This window comes from Lacunimicrobium album (assembly GCF_052161635.1).
Taxonomy (GTDB): Bacteria; Planctomycetota; Planctomycetia; order Planctomycetales; family Planctomycetaceae; genus SXPC01.
In genome coordinates this window covers 1212848-1232227 of the sequence record NZ_CP197413.1, presented here as the reverse complement: position 1 = coordinate 1232227, position 19380 = coordinate 1212848, and the positions used below count along the sequence as shown (strand labels likewise).

Genomic DNA, 19380 nt, shown 5'->3' with positions numbered 1-19380 from the left:
CCGCGATCTTAAGGATGTTCCAGATACCCCACAGGTCGCCCCAAGCGTCACTCACGAGTCGGCAAAATGGAACCGACCTGCATGGATTTAAATTCTGATAACACATCGCAGTCCGCTGGAGACGCCAAGTGAATCCTCAAAAGGAATTTAATTAGAGCAGGATGCGAACCGAAGTTCTCGATCGAATGACTGACTGCAACCTCAAATCCACGCACGAAAAACAGCCGTTCGACGAACCTCAAACCGACCTGATCCGTGTCAAAGTCGGGCTGACAGGATTTGAACCTGCAACCTCTTGATCCCCAGTATAGACTTAACATCTGCACAAACATCATTACACCAGCTACTTGCAGTGCTTCCGGCAAACTGTGACTCTCCATAAATTACATGTATAACTTGTCAAACCAAGGAATTGGTGACAATGCGGTGACAAATCATTTTCGCGGGATGAATCCGTTTGGGGTATCCTCTAATTCATCATTTACAAGCCAAATACTGTAGCTGGTTGGGAATCACGGTTCGGATACACTCCAACGCAGTCAGTACGGTAATCGCGGCAAGCTGTAGCTGGTTGGGAATCACGGTTCGGATACACTTTGCCAAGATCGCTAAGCGGTTCCCGTCAGCTGTAGCTGGTTGGGAATCACGGTTCGGATACACTGGAAGACGTAGTTTTTAATCCAGAGATCGAGCTGTAGCTGGTTGGGAATCACGGTTCGGATACACTTCTTCGAGCTTCACTAAGACATTCGATTCGCTGTAGCTGGTTGGGAATCACGGTTCGGATACACTCTGCCACCGCATCTGAAGCGAGTTCCTTGGGCTGTAGCTGGTTGGGAATCACGGTTCGGATACACTTGTCGCTGGCAGCCGAGATTGGATTCCGTGGCTGTAGCTGGTTGGGAATCACGGTTCGGATACACTGACAGGAGACTTACAAAGTGAAGCAGGAGCGCTGTAGCTGGTTGGGAATCACGGTTCGGATACACTCATGGCGATTGTCGAGATAATGACATCCTCGCTGTAGCTGGTTGGGAATCACGGTTCGGATACACTTCATGCTTTCCTTTCTTGTTTGCGCACCACGCTGTAGCTGGTTGGGAATCACGGTTCGGATACACTATGGAAGTGCAGGTTCCTTACTTCCCTAAGGCTGTAGCTGGTTGGGAATCACGGTTCGGATACACTGATCGTTGTGATGCGGTCTCGACTGTCAAAGCTGTAGCTGGTTGGGAATCACGGTTCGGATACACTCCAACGCAGTCAGTACGGTAATCGCGGCAAGCTGTAGCTGGTTGGGAATCACGGTTCGGATACACTTTGCCAAGATCGCTAAGCGGTTCCCGTCAGCTGTAGCTGGTTGGGAATCACGGTTCGGATACACTGGGACGATGGCGGAAGTCACTTGAGATGCCGCTGTAGCTGGTTGGGAATCACGGTTCGGATACACTGATTGATGGACTCGTGCCGCGTGCAGATATGCTGTAGCTGGTTGGGAATCACGATTCGGATACACTGTATGATTCTTACCTCACTGGCGAGATGTAGCTGTAGCTGGTTGGGAATCACGGTTCGGATACACTCGTAGAGGTTCTTTGCCTCTTTGAGTAAGTGCTGTAGCTGGTTGGGAATCACGGTTCGGATACACTTCTTCGAGCTTCACTAAGACATTCGATTCGCTGTAGCTGGTTGGGAATCACGGTTCGGATACACTCTGCCACCGCATCTGAAGCGAGTTCCTTGGGCTGTAGCTGGTTGGGAATCACGGTTCGGATACACTTGTCGCTGGCAGCCGAGATTGGATTCCGTGGCTGTAGCTGGTTGGGAATCACGGTTCGGATACACTGACAGGAGACTTACAAAGTGAAGCAGGAGCGCTGTAGCTGGTTGGGAATCACGGTTCGGATACACTCATGGCGATTGTCGAGATAATGACATCCTCGCTGTAGCTGGTTGGGAATCACGGTTCGGATACACTTGACCCGACTGTTTATCGCTTGGATGTTTAGCTGTAGCTGGTTGGGAATCACGGTTCGGATACACTCCGTCGTTGTTGCGGTCAATGCCGATACGAGCTGTAGCTGGTTGGGAATCACGGTTCGGATACACTCAGTCGCGATTATTTGTGTGTCAGGTGGATGCTGTAGCTGGTTGGGAATCACGGTTCGGATACACTTGGTCCAATGTGACCAGCGACTGGCCGATGCTGTAGCTGGTTGGGAATCACGGTTCGGATACACTCCGCTGGGTAATTATGTGACAGTCGGCTGGCTGTAGCTGGTTGGGAATCACGGTTCGGATACACTGAAGAGGTTCTCGACAACCACATGGCTGTAGCTGTAGCTGGTTGGGAATCACGGTTCGGATACACTAACGATCCGCGTCGTGGCTGGTGTCGTGCTGCTGTAGCTGGTTGGGAATCACGGTTCGGATACACTAAGGCGAGCGAAGCCCAGCACATCATTGACGCTGTAGCTGGTTGGGAATCACGGTTCGGATACACTAATCCGCGAGACCTTCGGCAGCTGCAGCCGCTGTAGCTGGTTGGGAATCACGGTTCGGATACACTACTGAGAATCGTAGCCCCCAGACGCGAGACGCTGTAGCTGGTTGGGAATCACGGTTCGGATACACTGTAATCTCCAGCGAGGATTCGACGTGAGTGCTGTAGCTGGTTGGGAATCACGGTTCGGATACACTGTCGACCTTCTTTTCGAGCAGTGTGAAATCGCTGTAGCTGGTTGGGAATCACGGTTCGGATACACTCTCAGGCGTCATCATGCCGTCTTCTTCCATGCTGTAGCTGGTTGGGAATCACGGTTCGGATACACTTAGACATCATGGAGACCATTGGCTTAAGAAGCTGTAGCTGGTTGGGAATCACGGTTCGGATACACTTCGACAAGTATTTCATCTTCCATGAGTACGGCTGTAGCTGGTTGGGAATCACGGTTCGGATACACTGAACTCTTTAGCGTCCCCACTGGTAGTCGTGCTGTAGCTGGTTGGGAATCACGGTTCGGATACACTAGATGAAATGCTCTGTCTTAATGGTGTTTAGCTGTAGCTGGTTGGGAATCACGGTTCGGATACACTGTATGTCGGACCCGAATCGTCCTCGCGCCGCTGTAGCTGGTTGGGAATCACGGTTCGGATACACTTTTCTCAGGCGCTCGGCAAGGTGTCAATCGCTGTAGCTGGTTGGGAATCACGGTTCGGATACACTCAACCATCCTCGGACTCGACACTACATCGAGCTGTAGCTGGTTGGGAATCACGGTTCGGATACACTAAGACGCTCGCCCAATGCCTCTCCGATGATGCTGTAGCTGGTTGGGAATCACGGTTCGGATACACTACCATCGACGACTAGCGAAGTGGAATTGTGCTGTAGCTGGTTGGGAATCACGGTTCGGATACACTGCAACGACGTGTGATTCAGCACACAAGTGGGCTGTAGCTGGTTGGGAATCACGGTTCGGATACACTTCTTCGGGCTCATTGTTCGCCTCGGGGTTGCTGTAGCTGGTTGGGAATCACGGTTCGGATACACTGAATCTCGCGAACGGTCGCATCCCATGCTTGCTGTAGCTGGTTGGGAATCACGGTTCGGATACACTCAGCGAGATCATCGCGACTCTGCACCCGATGCTGTAGCTGGTTGGGAATCACGGTTCGGATACACTACCTCCACCCGAAACCCTTCTGATAGCTGCACTTGCAACGAGACTCACTTCAGAAAAGCTGAAGCTGAGAGGGTTTACTTTGCGCGCTGGCCTTCTTTTTTCCATGGAAAATCTCCATCTTGCCGAACTGTTTATCGGTGATTGCCAGCAGGCGGACTTGGCCGCCTGGGGGAAGTTTCTTTTCGATACGGTTCTTGAAACTGTCGGCTGTCTGCTCACTATCGCAGAACCGGGCGTAGACTGATAGTTGCATCATGTCGAATCCTTCGTCCAGGAGAACGTTTCGGAACCGCGCGTAATTTTTACGGTCGGTCTTCGATTTCACCGGCAGGTCAAACATTGCCATCAGCCACATGCATTTAAATCCTGAGAGTGAGAGTTCACGCGTGGGCATGGACTAATCCTGTTGGCAGTTTGAGTTTGTCTGCTTCTCCTCGAAGACAATTGGCCAGTGACGACGCCGTCGACGCCAGACTGTCGAAGAGCTTGCAGGCATGATCGTCCATTTCGACGTGCCCCATGAGGCTTGTGAGGATCTGGCCGCGAAGTCCTGAATCCATCTCGGGAAGTTCTTCCAGGTCACGAGTCAGCTCCCAGACCATCTGATCGACAACAGGGCGATAAGGCTCCATCAGATCGTCAGCCAGACAAAAACTGTTGTAGCGATTATGGTGATGTAGACCGAGTGATGGGTGAAGGCCAGCGGCGCAGATAGCACGCGACGTGGCAGCACGAAGAATCGCGTAACCGTAGTTGAGCATGGCGTTGTGGCCGGGGGCGTCACGGTCACGTCGGAAGTCACTGCCGAAGAGAAGTTTCCAATATTTGCGAGCCGCCTGCCCTTCCAGATTTGACGGATCCCCGGAGCGAACCTGTTTGGCGATATTGGCCAGTCCGTGGTCCTTTCCGATGGCAACTTTCAGAAGTTCTGCCTGCATGCGAATTTTGTGGGCAACGATCTGCTGCCAGAGTCGTTTCTTGGTTGGCAGCTTGGCTGCAAGCTGTTCGCCGAAGCGTTCGGTCTGTGTGGAATGGGCATCGAGAGGGAGAAGCAAGCCTGCGGGCATTCGCTTTTCATCGCAGGAAACGAACGTCCCGCCACGGGAAATCAGTTCCGTCAGGACGGCCTGAGTGTAAGTGACCTGGGGATGAGCAACGACCAAGACAGCGAGATCATCGAGAGGAACTTTGTGAGTCTGGTCTTCGATCGTAATGTGCAGCTGGGCGTGGGAGACACGCAGTCGAGCAGGATTCTGGTAAATCTCGATGATGCGATTACGCATAGATTGAGGAAGTCCCAAAGGGTGAGCGGGGTGACCTCCTCTATCGCGTGATATCCATCTAATTCAGTTAAATATAATCTCGAATCCTAATCAATTGTTTTCTGATGAATTAACCCTAATTTCACCTAGTACAGAGATTTGAACTTTTCGTGACATTCTTTTTCTCAAATTGTCTGTGGATTGAATCTGGTTCCACTTAGTGCGTTGGTCATTCGCGATTGTGGGAATAACGTGCGGACACAGCTGAATTTCGCCCTCTGACAGCTTTTGCACTCGGTAAATAGAACGGTGGTCTCCTTCATCCAATACCTCCAGCATATCATTCTTCTTAATCGCAAACAGAAACCGCAACCCTCGGTTCTTCTTTGCCTTCGGGTCGATCTCCTGCTCGAACTGTTTTGGAATCAGGATCTTCTCTGTTCCCTTAGGCAGGTGCTTGTTGGCAGCCATGCGTTGGTGAGCATCGAGGCGGCTGATGACCTCGTGTTTCCATTGAACGACTTCGCCTTTTTCGTCGAGTACGGCGTAGACTAGAGCGGCGAAGTTTGAGTTCTGACCGGAGGCGACCTGTCGTTGCGAAGGGCCGTTGCCTATCGTTCGCGGTTTTGCGGAGACGTTGACGCGCACCTTATGGACTGCGACGCCGGAGGGAAGTCGAGGATGATTCGCGACGTCTGCAAAGGCCTGGCTCGGAAGTTTCTTGCCCGCTGCTTTGAGTTTCGCAAATTGATCCTGGACAGCCGCACGAGCCAGTGGATCGACGATGGCATCTGACTCGATTTCCTTGACCGTCAGTTTATCCAGAGATTTACGGATCCGGATGACCTGATTGCCATCGGCGTCCGTGATCGGCTGACTATAGATCGACTCCGCATGCAGCGGCCCGCCGAGGGTTCGTGTCGGGCGGTGGGAGATGATGATCTCGTTGCACATGTCCTGCAACTGTTCGATCAAGTCAGGGAATCGCTTATTAAGCCCTCCCCCGACTTGTGACCACATGCGATGTGTCGGCGTCGTCTGGATATCTTCCTCTGCAAAGTCTGCGATCGACTTGATAACCCCCTGATCCAGCATGGAGACCATGACGGCATCGACAGCATGGTGTCGGTGATCGCCCCGGTTCTTCTCGTTGTCTTCTTCCAGGCTAAGGACACGGTTCACGCCCATCGCTCGGCGAAGATGGCCGGTCAGTGCGCCACTCGGCGTATAGACACGCTGCGTGGGTTTACCTTCATCGTCGTAAGAAGTTCGACCACCATAGAGCAGCCCGACGAACTGGGCAGCCAGTCGTGAGTTGTAGCGAGTCTCATTGAGGTAGCGTTCGGCGAGGAAATCGTCGAGCAAGATCTCATCGGGCATGGTCTGAAATCTCGCGAGCTTCTTTTTGACGAGGTTCTCCGGTCCTTTGAAGCGGGAGACACGTTCGATCATCAAGTTGTATTCATCGCCGTGAAGCACTTCGCTGGGGAAGCGATTGCGCTTGAACTTCCGGTTAAACGCGGCGGAACAGAGTGTCTTGTTGCCGAAGGAGTTGTCGAGAAAGCGGCGTGGGTAGATATGCTCGATGTCAAATTCATCCAACGTCGAGGCAGAGATGGTCAGCCCTGTGTAGGGGCATTCCCAGTTGCATTCGTCGGCTAGAAGCCACTTTTCCAGATAGCGTTCGGGGTTATCGACCTTGAGTTGCTTCACAACTTCCAGTTTGGCTTTCTCGCGTCGCTTCTGATTTTCGTTGTTGACCTTCTGCTGGTCCTGGCGTTTCTTTTTTGAGTTCTTCAAATCACGCGCGAGTTCGACGTGGATAAAGTCTGGCTTGCCGTAGTGGGGTTCATCAGCATCTTTGCCACGAATGAAGAGGGCATGGTGCTTTTCGAGGATCGCGTTGACGACTTTGCGAAGTTCCGTCAGGGCACGACGGACAGCAGGATTCGCGAGGTCTCGCAGAAAATGAATTTCGCGCGTATCGACTTTGGGGAGTCGCTCATGACGAGGCGTCGGCTGGAAGGACGCAGGGAAGATCTTGAGTCGAGCGGTTGCGTATTCTGTCCCGATTCGCATTTCGACGAGAAGCCGCTCCATCGCGACTTTGGAATGCTGAGCGTAGTCGTCTTCGAGTTTGAGTCGGGTGAATTTCTCTGCCTGTTCATGTGAGAGGCCGAATTTCTTCTTCATGCGAACTTGGAGACGCTCACGATTTTGGAAGTTTAGTTGATCGTAGATGATCTCTTCCTGCTGATCGGGTGAGAACTCTGCCCAGCGATCGCCAAAGAGTGTCCGCAGTTTCTCCGATGTCCGATTTCCCAGGATTTTATTCTTGGGAGCATCGTCTTCGTCACCTGCGTTCTCAATAGAGAAATTGCCTTTTCCTTTGATACCCAGTAAAGCCTTCGCGTCTTTATAAGTCAGATCGCCATGGGCAAGCTCCGCGACAAGACGCTGTTTTTCATCCGGGGAAAGTTTGCGAGTCCCCTGCCCTGGCGTGACGTAGACAAGGTGATTGACACCCTGCCAGATCCGGAACTCTTGAAAGACCAGGTGCGCCTTCACGCAACGTCGCTTGGTTGGAATCAGCGAACAATAGCCGATGCGGTTTTTCTGGGATTTCAGTCGACGCTGATGGAAAAGAGCCCTTCGGATCTCCTTCTTGAGAGCTTCATCGAGACCGTCTTGATGTTGAGCCTGGGTGGACCAGATGCGGTCGAATTCGTCTTCATGTTGCTTTCGAGCAGTATAGGCGAGTTTGACGCGATCCTTCTCTGGTGCGTGGGGATCATCGACGTTGGTCAGTCGCCCACGGATCTGCCTCTCATGGGGATTGCGTTGAGCATAGTATTGGCCCAGCGTCTTGGCTCCCATGGACGCGTTGAGCTTTTCAATCGATGAATTGACGACACCATCTTCTAAGGTCGACTTGCTGTTAGCATAAAAGCCTCGACGTTGGGCGAGCAGGTACAGAACGCGTCCGAATTCATGTCGCGTTAGTGGTTGTTCAACCGCTTTAGCTCGAAGCTGGTACAGCCACACTTGCGGCGTGATATGATCCTTCACATCGGACTTCGGGCAGTATTTTTCGATCAGTTGGGCATCCAGCGTTTTCAGTGTCGCGTCACGTTCAACTGACTTGTGACCATCTCCGGCGGGCAGTAGATCATGCTGTTGAAGAATGCGAAACAGCTTGCTTTTACGGCGTTGGCGTCTCCAAGCCTGACGACGAATCTGTCGAGCCCCGCGACGAGTTGCTGCTTTCGAGGTATCTCTGCCCTGTTCGATTTCAGCAGCCGTCCCTTCGACGCCGGGATCGAAAATGCGTACGCCTGCATCCACAATGGAGACGCTGGTCATGTTCTTGTTATGCTCAATCAATGCCCAGCCGAGAGAAGAAACTCCTAGATCGATGCCGAGTGTTGTCTGTTTCATGATTCGCCCTCACATGATGCCATCCTGGAATGTGACATTCTGTATAGAGCGATTTGACAAGCGTGTCAAACGTTGATAAATTAATCTGCAGTGTATCCGAGCAGTGATTTCCGACTTTTTACAGTAAGTCGTGTTTTTCACGCCGCCCAGTTCAATCTGGAAAGCTCCACGGGGCCTCACCGCTACCAGGGGCTTTTTTTATGCACCCATCTTGTCGAGGCGGACAGAAAACCCCTGGCGAAGGAGACCGCCATCGGGCCCCCTCAAAGGGCCCTGCTTGGTGACGGCTCGCTGGTGTGCCGTATTTGTGTCCAAACCAGTCGCCTCACTGTTGCATGCGGAGTGCGTCTGAGAAACCACGGCTTGCGGTTAGTTCCGGACATAAAAAAAGCTCCTTCGGGGTTGAGCCGGAAGGAGCATGTTCACAGAACTTTGTGAATGTGCCAATCGCGATTGGTGACAAATCTTGTGACAGTGAAGGTTGCGATCGTCGTAAGTCGAGTCGGGCTGACAGGATTTGAACCTGCGACCTCTTGACCCCCAGTCAAGCGCGCTAGCCAAGCTGCGCTACAGCCCGATTGTGTGGATGGACACTTCACGGGGAAGCTTGGTTCACACCGGATTGACTATAAGGAATCAATTCCCGGCCCGCAAGTAAGGCTGGACCTGGGTCCTGTTTTTTGAGGTTTCGTTGGGATAGATGGCGTGAGCGTGAGGGGTTTACGGCTGGTTGGTTTGACGTTGGTTATGGTGGTAGCTACTTTAAGGGCTTGGTCATTTTGGTAATGGAACCGGTCGGTACTGTTTCGGGCCTGTTTTCTGATTGCCGTCAGCCAGACGAAATTGATTCTGCATGCGTCATCATTTTGGACAAATCGCCTCACGCATGTGGCTACCGATTCTGATTGTCTGGCTGGTAACGCTGTTTACCCTTCATTACTTCACGCCGCCGTTTGAGAGTGTCGTGAAAGAAGGGGAGTTTCAGTTTCTGCCGGCGAGCTCGCCTTCTCTGCAAGCTGAGAAGCTGTTTGAAGAGTCTTTCGGGAAAGATCTCCTTTCGAGTCTGGTTGTCATTGTTGCCAGCCGTGATCATCGACCTCAGGGGCTGGTGGATCAGGCGGAAGTTGACAAGGAAGACGAAGAGCTGACGGCCAAAGGTGTCGAGCACACCAAAAGAACTTCGGACTATGAGTTTATTGATCAGATCCTGAAGCCACGGCTTGAGGAGTTGTCACAAAAGTATCTCTCTGCCCCTGCTGAGGAACTGGCTGCTCAGGGAGAAGAGGATTCAAGTTCTGTCAGCGCGGCATCGAGGGTGAATACTTTCAGCGATCCAGTCCTGGGTGAGTTGCTCGTCAGCCACGACAAAAAAGCGACGATGGTGACGGTCGAGCTTGTTTACGACTTCATGGATGATCGTAATAAGCCGATTTTGGATGCGATCGAAAATCTGCTTCTCCATGACGAAGAATTTAAAAGACAGATTCCGCATGACCTGAAGTTGAGCATGAGTGGGTCTGCATTTGTCGGACGGGACATGAGCAATGCGGCTGAGAGCAGTGCCGATTCCACGGAACTTCTCACGGTCATTATGGTCGTTGTATTGCTGCTGTTGATTTATCGCTCACCGCTTTTGGCGATTATCCCGCTGGTGACAGTGGCAATCTCGCGACAAATCGCGATTGATGCGTTGATCATCATGGCCTCGTGGGGCTGGGTCGAAGTTTTCTCCGGGCTGAAGATCTATATCACGGTGGTGACGTATGGGGCCGGGGTTGATTACTGCATGTTCCTGATTGCCCGCTATCAGGAGCATATTGATGAAGGCCAGACGTACGAAGATGCGATGGCTGCTTCGGTCAAGAACGTGGCGGTTCCGCTGACGGCCTCGGCGTTCACGTCGATCGTTGGGATCGGCATGATGATTTTCGCGGACTTCGTTAAGTTTCAGCAGGCTGGGATTGGTATTTCGCTGGGGCTGTTCAGCGCGATGTGTGCGTCGCTGACGTTGACGCCTGCGATCCTGCGGCTGTGTGGGTCTTGGGTCTTCTGGCCGAATTCCAAGACAGAGAAAATCTCGACTCAATCAGGCTGGTTCAAGGCTTCGAACCCGCTGTGGGATCTGCTGAGCCGTGAGAAAATGGATCAGGTCTGGCATTACATTGGCCGAACCCTGGTGAGACATCCCGGGCAGATCATGCTGGTCACGATTGGTGCGATGATGCCATTCGCGATCATCGCGGTCATTTATTACGACTATCTGAGCTATGGTCTGTTGGACGAGCTGTCTGATGATCACGTCAGCGTGATTGGAACAGATGAGTTGCGGAAACACTTCCCGGCAGGGATTCTTGGACCTGCGACGGTCTTGATGAAATATGATCGCCCTGCAGGGGTCGAAGAAGGCAGCCCAGAAGATATCACCTTTACGGATGCCCATGGCAAAGCGCTCGTCGACGCGATGACGACGAATCTCATACCGCGGATGGATGAATTGAATCTGGCGGATGTTCGTTCCCGGTCGCACTGGTTGGGCGTTGCGCATCAAGACGCAAGTTCAGGAGCCGAGGCGGGAGGGAAATCTGGGTTCTCTCAGTTGATTCGCGATCGAAGGATCAATGCGCACTACGTTTCGGCGGCTGATGGGTACTCCGGGAACGTTACTCGTCTCGATTTCATCTTCAAAGATGATCCCTTCTCGCGAAACAGTATCTCGGAACTGAATGCGTTGCAGCATGCACTGCCAGAAATGCTGCCTCCCGAGCTCAAAGGGCACACCGAGTTTTATATCCTCGGGGCAACAGCGAGTATCCGTGACTTGAAATCAACGACTGATCACGATCAGATCCTGATCAATATCCTGGTCATCCTTGGCGTCTACGTGATCCTGCTGCTGGTCTTACGTCACCAGATTATTTCGCTGTTTCTGATTATCAGCGTCTTCTTCAGTTACCTCGTTACCCTCGGAGTGACGTTCGCCCTCTTCTGGGCTCTTGATCCGGCAGGGTTCTCGGGGCTCGACTGGAAGGTGCGGATGTTCCTGTTCACGATCCTGATTGCGATCGGCGAAGATTACAACATCATGCTCATGACCCGTATCCACGAAGAGACGGAGCGATTTGGCCCGATTCGAGGGATCTCAGAAGCGTTAACCCGGACCGGAAGTATCATTTCCAGCTGCGGGATTATCATGGCGGGGACGTTCCTTTCGCTGACGTCCAGCTCGCTGGCGGGGATGATTCAGCTTGGTTTCGCGTTAGGATTCGGAGTTCTTCTCGATACATTCGTGGTGCGTCCGCTGATGGTTCCCGCGTTTCTTGTCCTGTACGAGCAGTACAAGGCTCGACGCCAGACTCCGAAGTCAGAATCGGTTTCCGCAACCTGATTTGGTAACCCCTCTTGCCACTTTGAGAGAGTTCTTCCTATATTCTCTGGAACGTCGCGATCTGCCATCATGAGATAGTGACGCATTCCAATTCAATTTCGTCCTCAGGACAGGGGCAAGGATGCTCTGGCTCGGCCGTTTCTTCCGACAAGACCTCGGCATTGACCTTGGGACCGCCAACACGGTGATTGCTGTGGCTGGGATGGGTGTCGTGCTCAATGAGCCGAGTGTCGTTGCGCTGGAAAAAGATTCCAAGCGACGTCTGGTCGGCGGGTCTGCGGTCGGGAAGCTTGCCCGCCAGATGCTGGGGAAAACACCGCAGTCGATGTCCGCTGCGAAGCCTCTTTCGCGAGGTGTCATTACAGACTACCGCCTGTGTGAAGCGATGCTGCTGGCATTCATGAAGAAGCTGCGACGCCAAACTCGACGCAGCCTGATTCGTCCTCGCGTGCTCGTTTCTGCTCCGATTGAAATGACGGCTGTTGAGCGTCGCGCTTTGTTCAATACGATCGAACGATGCGGCGCGTCTCGCAGCTATTTGATCTCGAAAGCGAAAGCTGCTGCGATTGGTGCGGGCCTGCCGATTTCTGAACCGGTGGCGAGCATGATCTGCGATCTTGGCAGCGGAACGACGGAAATTGCGATCTTCAGCCTGGGAGATGCGGTTTCATCGCGAACCTGTTCTGTCGCGGGCGACGATCTGGATCGGGCGATCGCTGACTATCTCAAGAAGAACTACGCCCTTCGCATTGGTCTGCCAACGGCGGAACAGCTCAAGCTCGATATCGGCTCTGCGGTGCCATTGTCTCAGGAGCTTTCCAGCGAGGTCCGTGGACTCGATATCATTTCTGGAGTTCCGAGACGAGCTTTCATTACAAGTGAAGACCTGCGCGAAGCGATCACGGAACCACTCTCTCGCATCGTTGCTGGAATTCGTGAAACAATCGAAGCCTGCCAGCCGGAGTTGGTGGCTGATCTCGCGGAGACGGGAATTGTCCTGACCGGTTGTGCTGCGAGACTTCGTGGGCTCGACCAGTTGCTGACTGATCAACTGGGGATCGTCGTCCGAATTGATGATGAACCGGAATCGGCGACGGTGCGCGGGATGTCGATCTGTCTTGACCATTTCGATGAATGGAAACAACAGTTTCTGACCGACCTGCGCGATGCGTAACATGCTCACATTCAGCGGTCATCGGTCTTCAATCAGGTGAATACGCCCTTATGGCCAGAGCGAACATCGATGAATCAAGTCAGCTGACTTATTACTGGCTGGGCTGCCTGCTTCCCCTCGTCGTTGGTAATCTGTTGATGCTCGTTCCTGATCGCCACATTGAAGCGATGCGGAGTGTGCAGCGAGATGTGGTCGCGCCGGGCGAAAAGGTGCTCAAAGCAACGGCTGACTATTCGACATCGCGATTCACATCGTTGATTGCCAGCGAGCAGGCCTCACAGGCTGCGCTATCTGACTCGGCGGTTCTGGCGAGCTATGTCGATTCTCTTTCAGCGAATGCGGACCTTCGCGCGGAGCTGAATCAGGTGCAGTCGCAGCTGCAGTATTATCAGCAAATCCAGGCGACTGCCCCTCTCGAACAATCGAAGCTGCTGCAGGCGAGAGTGCTCGGGCGCGAAGGGGTGCTGGCTCAGTCATTGAAATACATTCTCGGATCGGGCTCGTCGCAGAAAATTGAAGCCGATCAGCTCGTGATCTGGGAACATGACTGGACGCTTGACCTCGGTAAGGACCATCAACTTCTTGGCGACGAACTGATTCGCAAGGGGCACGTTTTGCTCGGGCGAGTGAAGTCTGTCGGGCAGACGACCTCCGTCATGCAGCCAGTGACGAGCTCGACTTTCCGGACGATTGCTCGCATTGTCCGACCAAACGGACAGGCGACGACGTCTGATGTCGGTAGCCTTTCCGGGACAGGTGGTCCGACTTGTCGTCTCCAATATATCTCAGCCTCTACGCCGGTCTCGGAAGGGGATCTTGTGGTGACGGAGGCTCAGACGCCCGCCCAGACAAACTATATCGGCAAGATCACCAAAGCTGAGATCCTTCCTGGTCAGGTGGACTGGGAAATCACTGTCACTCCAGCTTCTCTTGGGATCGTTCCGAAGGAAGTGCTTGTTGTGCAGCATTCACAAACGAGAATTCCCTGATTCATGCGAATCTTGATTTTGATCCTGTTGACCTATGTGACGCTGTCCGCGGAAGGATCGCTGCTGTCCGGAACATCGACGGTCTCACCTGGGGGCTCTCCGTGGAGGGCCTCACTAAGTCCTGTTTTGATTCTCCTTGCCTTCAGCTGGGTCGGACCTCTCGCGGCTGGTATTCTTTCAGCATTTATCGCGATATGGATCGAAATGCGATATTCCGCCTCTCCAGGTACCGCGTTAATTCTGACGACATTTTTCGCGTTGTTACTGACACAATCGTCGATTCAGCGTTATGTGCGAATGCCAATTATTTTTCTGCTCAGCTGCTTCCCGGTTGTTCTGATTTACGACTATACGCTGCTGGTGATTATCGAATTACTTTCCCCTTTGCCGGCGGCGGAAGCGGCATCGGTGCCAGCGCTGGCGTTACCGCCGATCCTGGGATCAGTGATGGTTGCCCTAAGGTCGTGTGCGATTGTGGCCGTCATTTCGATCATCTTTCTGGGGTGTCGGGCAATGCTGGCGGGGCCGCGTGAAGCGGAAACCGTCTGAGAACGACGCTTATTGGACGCTGGTCTTGAGTCGTTTCGCTGCTTCAGGTTACAACTCGTCTGCTATTTCGTAACCTGACGCAAAGTCTCTGGCGTGGCTGACTACCTTCTTAATCCGCATACCGTAACGAGTAAACGCTGGTCGTCGTTGCGCCTGGTCATTTTGTGGCTGGGAGTTTGTGCGGCGCTACTTGTGATTTCAACGCGTCTGGCTTATCTGCAGACGGAACTGGAAGACGCGTTTGTCGATCATTCGGATTACCAACCGTATGCCGTCGAACCGGTTTCCGCGATTGATGGACGGATCCTGTCATCCGATGGGCAAGTCCTTGCTTACGACCATCAGACGTTTCGCTTGAACATTTCCTATCGCTGGTTACAGGACCCGCCTGATCCGCGCTGGATGAAGAAGCAGATCCGCGCGATTCTCACTGCTGAAGAACGAAAAGATCCGGCGATTGTCGAACGAACGTCTGCAGACATTCTGGCTCGTCGCGATCAGCTTTGGCGCGATCTGGCTCTGCTATCTGGGCTTCGACATGAAGACCTGCTCGCCAAGCGTTTGCGAATCCAGACGCGCGTGGAGAAGCTTAAAGACAACGTCCGCAAAAAGCGAACTGAGCGAGAAGAGAAACCTGCCCCGGAAACACCTGCTCCTGCGGACGTTGAACTGGCTTCCGCGTCGATGACTGATCAGCTTCAATCTCAGATTGAAACGCTGGTTCACACTGTCAAAAGTGAATTGACCCGGGCGCCCAAGCGAAGTGACAACGAGGAAGATCTTGTTCTCAAGGAAGAGCTGTCTTCGCATTTGCTGCTGCCGAATATCTCGCGTGAAGCGGTTCTGCAGATCGAGGCGTATCCTCATCGGTTTCCTGGTGTGAGTGTCGATGTCTCGACACGTCGAATCTATCCGCTCGGTGCAGAGGCTGCGCACCTGATTGGCTATCAGAGGAAATCGATTGATGACTGGGGCGTGATCACTGCGACGCGAAATCGCGGCGTCGAGCAGTCACGCGCGAGGCAACTTGCAGGTCAATCCGGCGAACGACAGATTGATCTCAAGACGGGCGAGTCGAAAATTCTCAAGGAAGCGATCTCAGGTCAGGACGTGACGATGACCTTGAACTCGCAGCTTCAGCTGGCCATGGAGCAGGCTCTGGATCAAATCGTGACTCCGGTCGACCAGATGATGTTTGAGGTGCCTGATCCGGAAAAGCCAGAGCCAACGGGTGCCAGTATCACCGTGATGAATGTCCACACGGGAGAAATCATCGCAGCGGCTTCTGCTCCTCGTCCCAATCTCTCTCTGCTTGCAGACGGCGACTCAGAGTACTGGGACCTGCTGAAGAACGATCAGCGTTCGCCGCTTCTGTGTCGTCCGTTTCAGGCTCAATTGACTCCCGGTTCGACGTTTAAGATTGTAACTTCGCTAGGCTTGGTCAATTCCGGACGCTGGGATCCTATGCGGGAAATGGAATGCCAGGGATACCTGGATAACCCCAATAAATTCCGCTGCTTTATCTACAAGCATTACAACGTCGGCCACGGTCCGACCAATCTTGACTCTGCACTGGCACGTTCGTGTAACGTCTACTTCTTCACAGCGGCCAGACAATTGGGCCCTGATCCAATTGTGAATGCAGCGGAACTGCTTGGGCTTGGCCGTCCGACCGGGCTGGATCTCGCCGGTGAGAAGGCAGGCTATGTTCCCTCACCATCACGCTATCGACAACAAAACCAGATGTGGTTTCCGGGAGAATCTCTGGGACTTGCTATTGGACAGTCGACTCTCCAGGTAACGCCGCTGCAGATGACGCGTCTTGTCGCTGCGATTGCGAATGGGGGCCATCTTGTCCATCCGCATGTCGTGCGTGATCCGGAATCGATTCAATCACAGTCGCTGGGGATTCCACCTCGGACGCTGAATATCATTCGTCATGGCTTGGCTTCGGTCGTCGAGGCTCCTCACGGAACCGGCTACAAAACGGTCCGTCACCCTGATATCAAGATCGCAGGCAAGACGGGAACCGCAGAAACCGGTGCCAAAGGTGACCATGCCTGGTTCACGGGCTATGTTCCTGCAGACAATCCGCAATACGCCTTCACGGTCGTTCTCGAACATGCAGGTTCGGGTTCGTCCATCGCAGGACCGCTGGCCAAGGAACTTGTCCAGAAGATGCTGGATCTGAGGATTGTCTCTGCTGACATTCCCCCTCAGGTTGCTGGAGAATAGGCCTCAAGTCACGAGATCAGTGAAGAAACCGTGAGGCTTCCCGCCGGAAACAGCTGCATGACTTCCGCTGCAGAAGTCACTTGACGCAACTGAGCCAGCTTTTCGACTTTACCGGCAATGGATGCGACCTGCCCCAGCAGATAGAGCTGAAGCTGCGGCTGTTCCTGCGGTGTGATCAACAGGAAGATCAGGTTCACGGGCTCTGTCGAATTGACATCAAACTTGACTCCTTCCTTCGACCGGGCAAAGGCAATCAGGGGGCGGGCCAGGCTGGTACAGCGGGCGTGAGGAATCGCGACTCCCATTCCGATCGCAGTCGACAGTTCACGCTCGCGCGTGATCGCCAGTTCTGCGATGTCGATTCCAGCTGGCAGCAGCGCCGGTGGAATCATCGAGGCGATTTCTCGAATAGCATCTTCAGCGGTCGTGCTCTGCAGGTTCAATAGAGAATCGTCGGTCCAGAGAAGTTCGTTGAATTCGACTTTGGGATGTCGAGGATACTCGTCTTCCATGCGTCCGATCATCTGCTCGATGACGTCTTCGAACGTGACGATCCCTGCTGGGCGTCCTTGTTCTGTAACGACACACAGCGTCGTTTCTTCCTGCTGAAAGTACAGCAGCATCGATTCGATATTGTCATCCGGATGCACTTCGCCCAGCGGTCGAATCAGTCGCGACCAGTCATCGACATTCGCACTCAAGCCGATCAAGTCTTTGGCGAGGAGATACCCGACGGGTTTGCCATCCTGATGATCAACGACTGGCCAACGGGAAAAGTGTTGCTCATTCACCTGACGTCGTACGACGTCGAGGCTTGATGATTTGGAGAGGCGACGCACCCGCGTCCAGGGAATCATGATGCTGCGGATCGATTGAGAGCGCAGTTTCGAGACGTTGTCGAGAATCAATCGCATGCGGATGTCACGGACGGCATGTTCAATCGACTCACGCCCGGCCCCTGCATCGACGAGTACCAAGCGGGCCAAAGCGACTGCGGCTTCTGCTTCTTCGAAGATGGCAGCGGATGCCCCGAACTGCTCGAGTTCTTCACGCTCGCGCAGATAGTGCGCCCGGACCAGAATTTTCACTTTCGCATTGGCGTTGCGTGCTGTGGCGACGATCGCGACCCGATCAGCAGCGTGTGGCAATGTGACGACAAAGTGTGTTGCTCGTTCGATGCCTGCGCTTTCGAGGATCGCATCACGAGAGGCATCGCCGAAAATCGCTGCCTGCCCTCGACGACGCAGATCAGCGACCGTGTCCATGTTCATATCGATAACGATCGTCGTCAGGCCTGCATTTCGTAGCATGCGATCCACGGTCTGACCGACAGGACCAAAGCCGACAACAATCGCGAGTCGTTTTTCCGGCTCGTTACCCAGAGTCTGATCGACGATGGTGGCGTTCTGTGCCTGAAGCCTGCTTTCTGATCTGGCGCTCAAGAGTTTCCAGAGTCGCGGATGTTTCTTTAACCAGCCTTCAATACTGCCAATCGAGCGGAAGAGAATGGGATTGATCGTGATCGACAGAATCGCACCTCCCACCAGCAGGCTGCGACCTTCGTCTGGCATGATTCCAACTTTATGAGCGGCGTCGGAAAGAATGAACGAGAACTCTCCGATCTGAGCCAGTCCAATCGCGACTGTCAAAGCGGTTCGAACGGAATGCCCCAGCGTAATCACGATCACAAGTGCCACAAGCGGTTTGACGAGTAAAATAATCCCCAAGCCCGCCAGCATCATCAGTGGCTCTTCGATCAAAAACATCGGGTCAAACAGCATCCCGACCGCGACAAAAAACAAGACTGCAAACGCATCGCGTAGCGGCAGCGCGTCGGCAGCCGCCTGGTGGCTGACAGGGGACTGCGCGACAACCATGCCGGCCAGAAATGCCCCGAGTGCCATGGATGCTCCAAACATGGCATATGCACCGGCAGCGATCGCGATCGAGAAAACAAGCACTGTCAGCGTAAACAACTCCCGTGATCGCAGTCTCGCGACTTGTGTTAGCACCCAGGGAATAACCCGCGAGCCACCCACCATCAGAAGGACCACCATCACAGCCAGTTTTAAGATCGCAATGCCGATGAGTGCTATTGGACTCGACCAAAACCCGCTCGACGCGGCGGCTTCTGGTCCATTCGATCCCAGAACGGGAATCATCACTAAAACTATGACCGTCAAAACATCTTCGACCAGCAGCCAGCCGACGGCGACGTGTCCGGCTGGTGAATTTAAGACATCCGCATCCATCAGCACCCGCATCAAAACGACGGTACTCGCGACCGCCATGGCCATCCCGATGACGCTGCCTGCTTTCATATCGATATCAAACAGCAGGAAGACCGCCATGCTGACAAGCGTCGCTGCGAGACTTTGACCGATCGCTCCAGGGATCGCGACTCCCTTGACTGCCATCAGGTCCTTCAGGTGAAAGTGTAATCCCACCCCGAACATCAGCAGAATGACCCCGATCTCCGAGAGTTGATGAGCAAGGTGGACGTCACCACGAAAGCCTGGGGTGTAAGGGCCTATCATGATTCCTGCGAGCAGGTAACCAACGATCGGGGACAGACGTAGCCATTGGGCAAGGAGTCCTAGAACCCACGCAGCTGCGAATCCTGCTGCGATAGTCGAGATCAGAGGGAGATCGTGCATAATGT

The 19380-nt window shown here is 53.5% G+C and carries 9 protein-coding genes, 1 tRNA gene and 1 CRISPR repeat array; of the genes, 5 read left to right on the top strand and 5 right to left on the bottom strand.

Annotated elements, in window-relative coordinates; translation table 11 throughout:
• Positions 1-494 precede the first annotated feature (494 nt).
• Positions 495-3686: a CRISPR direct-repeat array (repeat unit 36 nt; unit sequence GCTGTAGCTGGTTGGGAATCACGGTTCGGATACACT).
• 49 nt (positions 3687-3735) lie between these two features.
• The 4 genes from cas2 to SH248x_RS04795 form a co-directional block, all read right to left on the bottom strand.
• The gene (cas2, locus tag SH248x_RS04810; RefSeq protein WP_459558580.1) at positions 3736-4041 is read right to left on the bottom strand and encodes a CRISPR-associated endonuclease Cas2; all 306 of its coding nucleotides are present in this window, start codon (positions 4039-4041) and stop codon (positions 3736-3738) included.
• Between the two features lie 25 nt (positions 4042-4066).
• Positions 4067-4969, bottom strand: a complete 903-nt coding sequence (cas1, locus tag SH248x_RS04805; RefSeq protein WP_459557382.1) for a CRISPR-associated endonuclease Cas1 — start codon at positions 4967-4969, stop codon at positions 4067-4069.
• Positions 4970-5059: 90 nt separating this feature from the next.
• The gene (gene cas9 / locus SH248x_RS04800; RefSeq protein WP_459557381.1) at positions 5060-8386 is read right to left on the bottom strand and encodes a type II CRISPR RNA-guided endonuclease Cas9; all 3327 of its coding nucleotides are present in this window, start codon (positions 8384-8386) and stop codon (positions 5060-5062) included.
• Between the two features lie 502 nt (positions 8387-8888).
• A tRNA-Pro gene (locus SH248x_RS04795) sits at positions 8889-8963 on the bottom strand.
• A gap of 276 nt (positions 8964-9239) precedes the next feature.
• On the opposite strand from SH248x_RS04795, the gene SH248x_RS04790 reads away from it, so the two are divergent.
• The 5 genes from SH248x_RS04790 to SH248x_RS04770 all read left to right on the top strand — a co-directional run bounded on the left by SH248x_RS04790 (position 9240) and on the right by SH248x_RS04770 (position 16718).
• Positions 9240-11771 (top strand): MMPL family transporter, encoded by a 2532-nt coding sequence (locus SH248x_RS04790; protein WP_459557380.1) that lies wholly within the window; start codon positions 9240-9242, stop codon positions 11769-11771.
• 121 nt (positions 11772-11892) lie between these two features.
• Positions 11893-12945, top strand: a complete 1053-nt coding sequence (gene mreB / locus SH248x_RS04785) for a rod shape-determining protein (protein ID WP_459557379.1) — start codon at positions 11893-11895, stop codon at positions 12943-12945.
• A gap of 50 nt (positions 12946-12995) precedes the next feature.
• The gene (mreC, locus tag SH248x_RS04780; protein WP_459557378.1) at positions 12996-13934 is read left to right on the top strand and encodes a rod shape-determining protein MreC; all 939 of its coding nucleotides are present in this window, start codon (positions 12996-12998) and stop codon (positions 13932-13934) included.
• A 3-nt stretch (positions 13935-13937) separates the two neighbouring features.
• Positions 13938-14483 (top strand): hypothetical protein, encoded by a 546-nt coding sequence (locus SH248x_RS04775; RefSeq protein ID WP_459557377.1) that lies wholly within the window; start codon positions 13938-13940, stop codon positions 14481-14483.
• Between the two features lie 93 nt (positions 14484-14576).
• Positions 14577-16718 (top strand): peptidoglycan D,D-transpeptidase FtsI family protein, encoded by a 2142-nt coding sequence (locus SH248x_RS04770; protein ID WP_459557376.1) that lies wholly within the window; start codon positions 14577-14579, stop codon positions 16716-16718.
• Positions 16719-16726: 8 nt separating this feature from the next.
• Here the strand turns inward: SH248x_RS04770 and SH248x_RS04765 are convergent, their stop codons facing one another.
• A complete protein-coding gene (locus SH248x_RS04765) occupies positions 16727-19375 on the bottom strand; it encodes a cation:proton antiporter domain-containing protein (protein WP_459557375.1) in 2649 nt (882 codons plus the stop codon).
• Between the last annotated feature and the right edge of the window lie 5 nt (positions 19376-19380).

What these genes read in the sequence shown, in the direction of transcription:
- cas2 (WP_459558580.1), bottom strand. Translation starts at nt 4,041, where the DNA reads ATGTGGCTGATGGCAATGTTTGACCTGCCGGTGAAATCGAAGACCGAC.
- cas1 (WP_459557382.1), bottom strand. Translation starts at nt 4,969, where the DNA reads ATGCGTAATCGCATCATCGAGATTTACCAGAATCCTGCTCGACTGCGT.
- cas9 (WP_459557381.1), bottom strand. Translation starts at nt 8,386, where the DNA reads ATGAAACAGACAACACTCGGCATCGATCTAGGAGTTTCTTCTCTCGGC.
- SH248x_RS04790 (WP_459557380.1), top strand. Translation starts at nt 9,240, where the DNA reads ATGCGTCATCATTTTGGACAAATCGCCTCACGCATGTGGCTACCGATT.
- mreB (WP_459557379.1), top strand. Translation starts at nt 11,893, where the DNA reads ATGCTCTGGCTCGGCCGTTTCTTCCGACAAGACCTCGGCATTGACCTT.
- mreC (WP_459557378.1), top strand. Translation starts at nt 12,996, where the DNA reads ATGGCCAGAGCGAACATCGATGAATCAAGTCAGCTGACTTATTACTGG.
- SH248x_RS04775 (WP_459557377.1), top strand. Translation starts at nt 13,938, where the DNA reads ATGCGAATCTTGATTTTGATCCTGTTGACCTATGTGACGCTGTCCGCG.
- SH248x_RS04765 (WP_459557375.1), bottom strand. Translation starts at nt 19,375, where the DNA reads ATGCACGATCTCCCTCTGATCTCGACTATCGCAGCAGGATTCGCAGCT.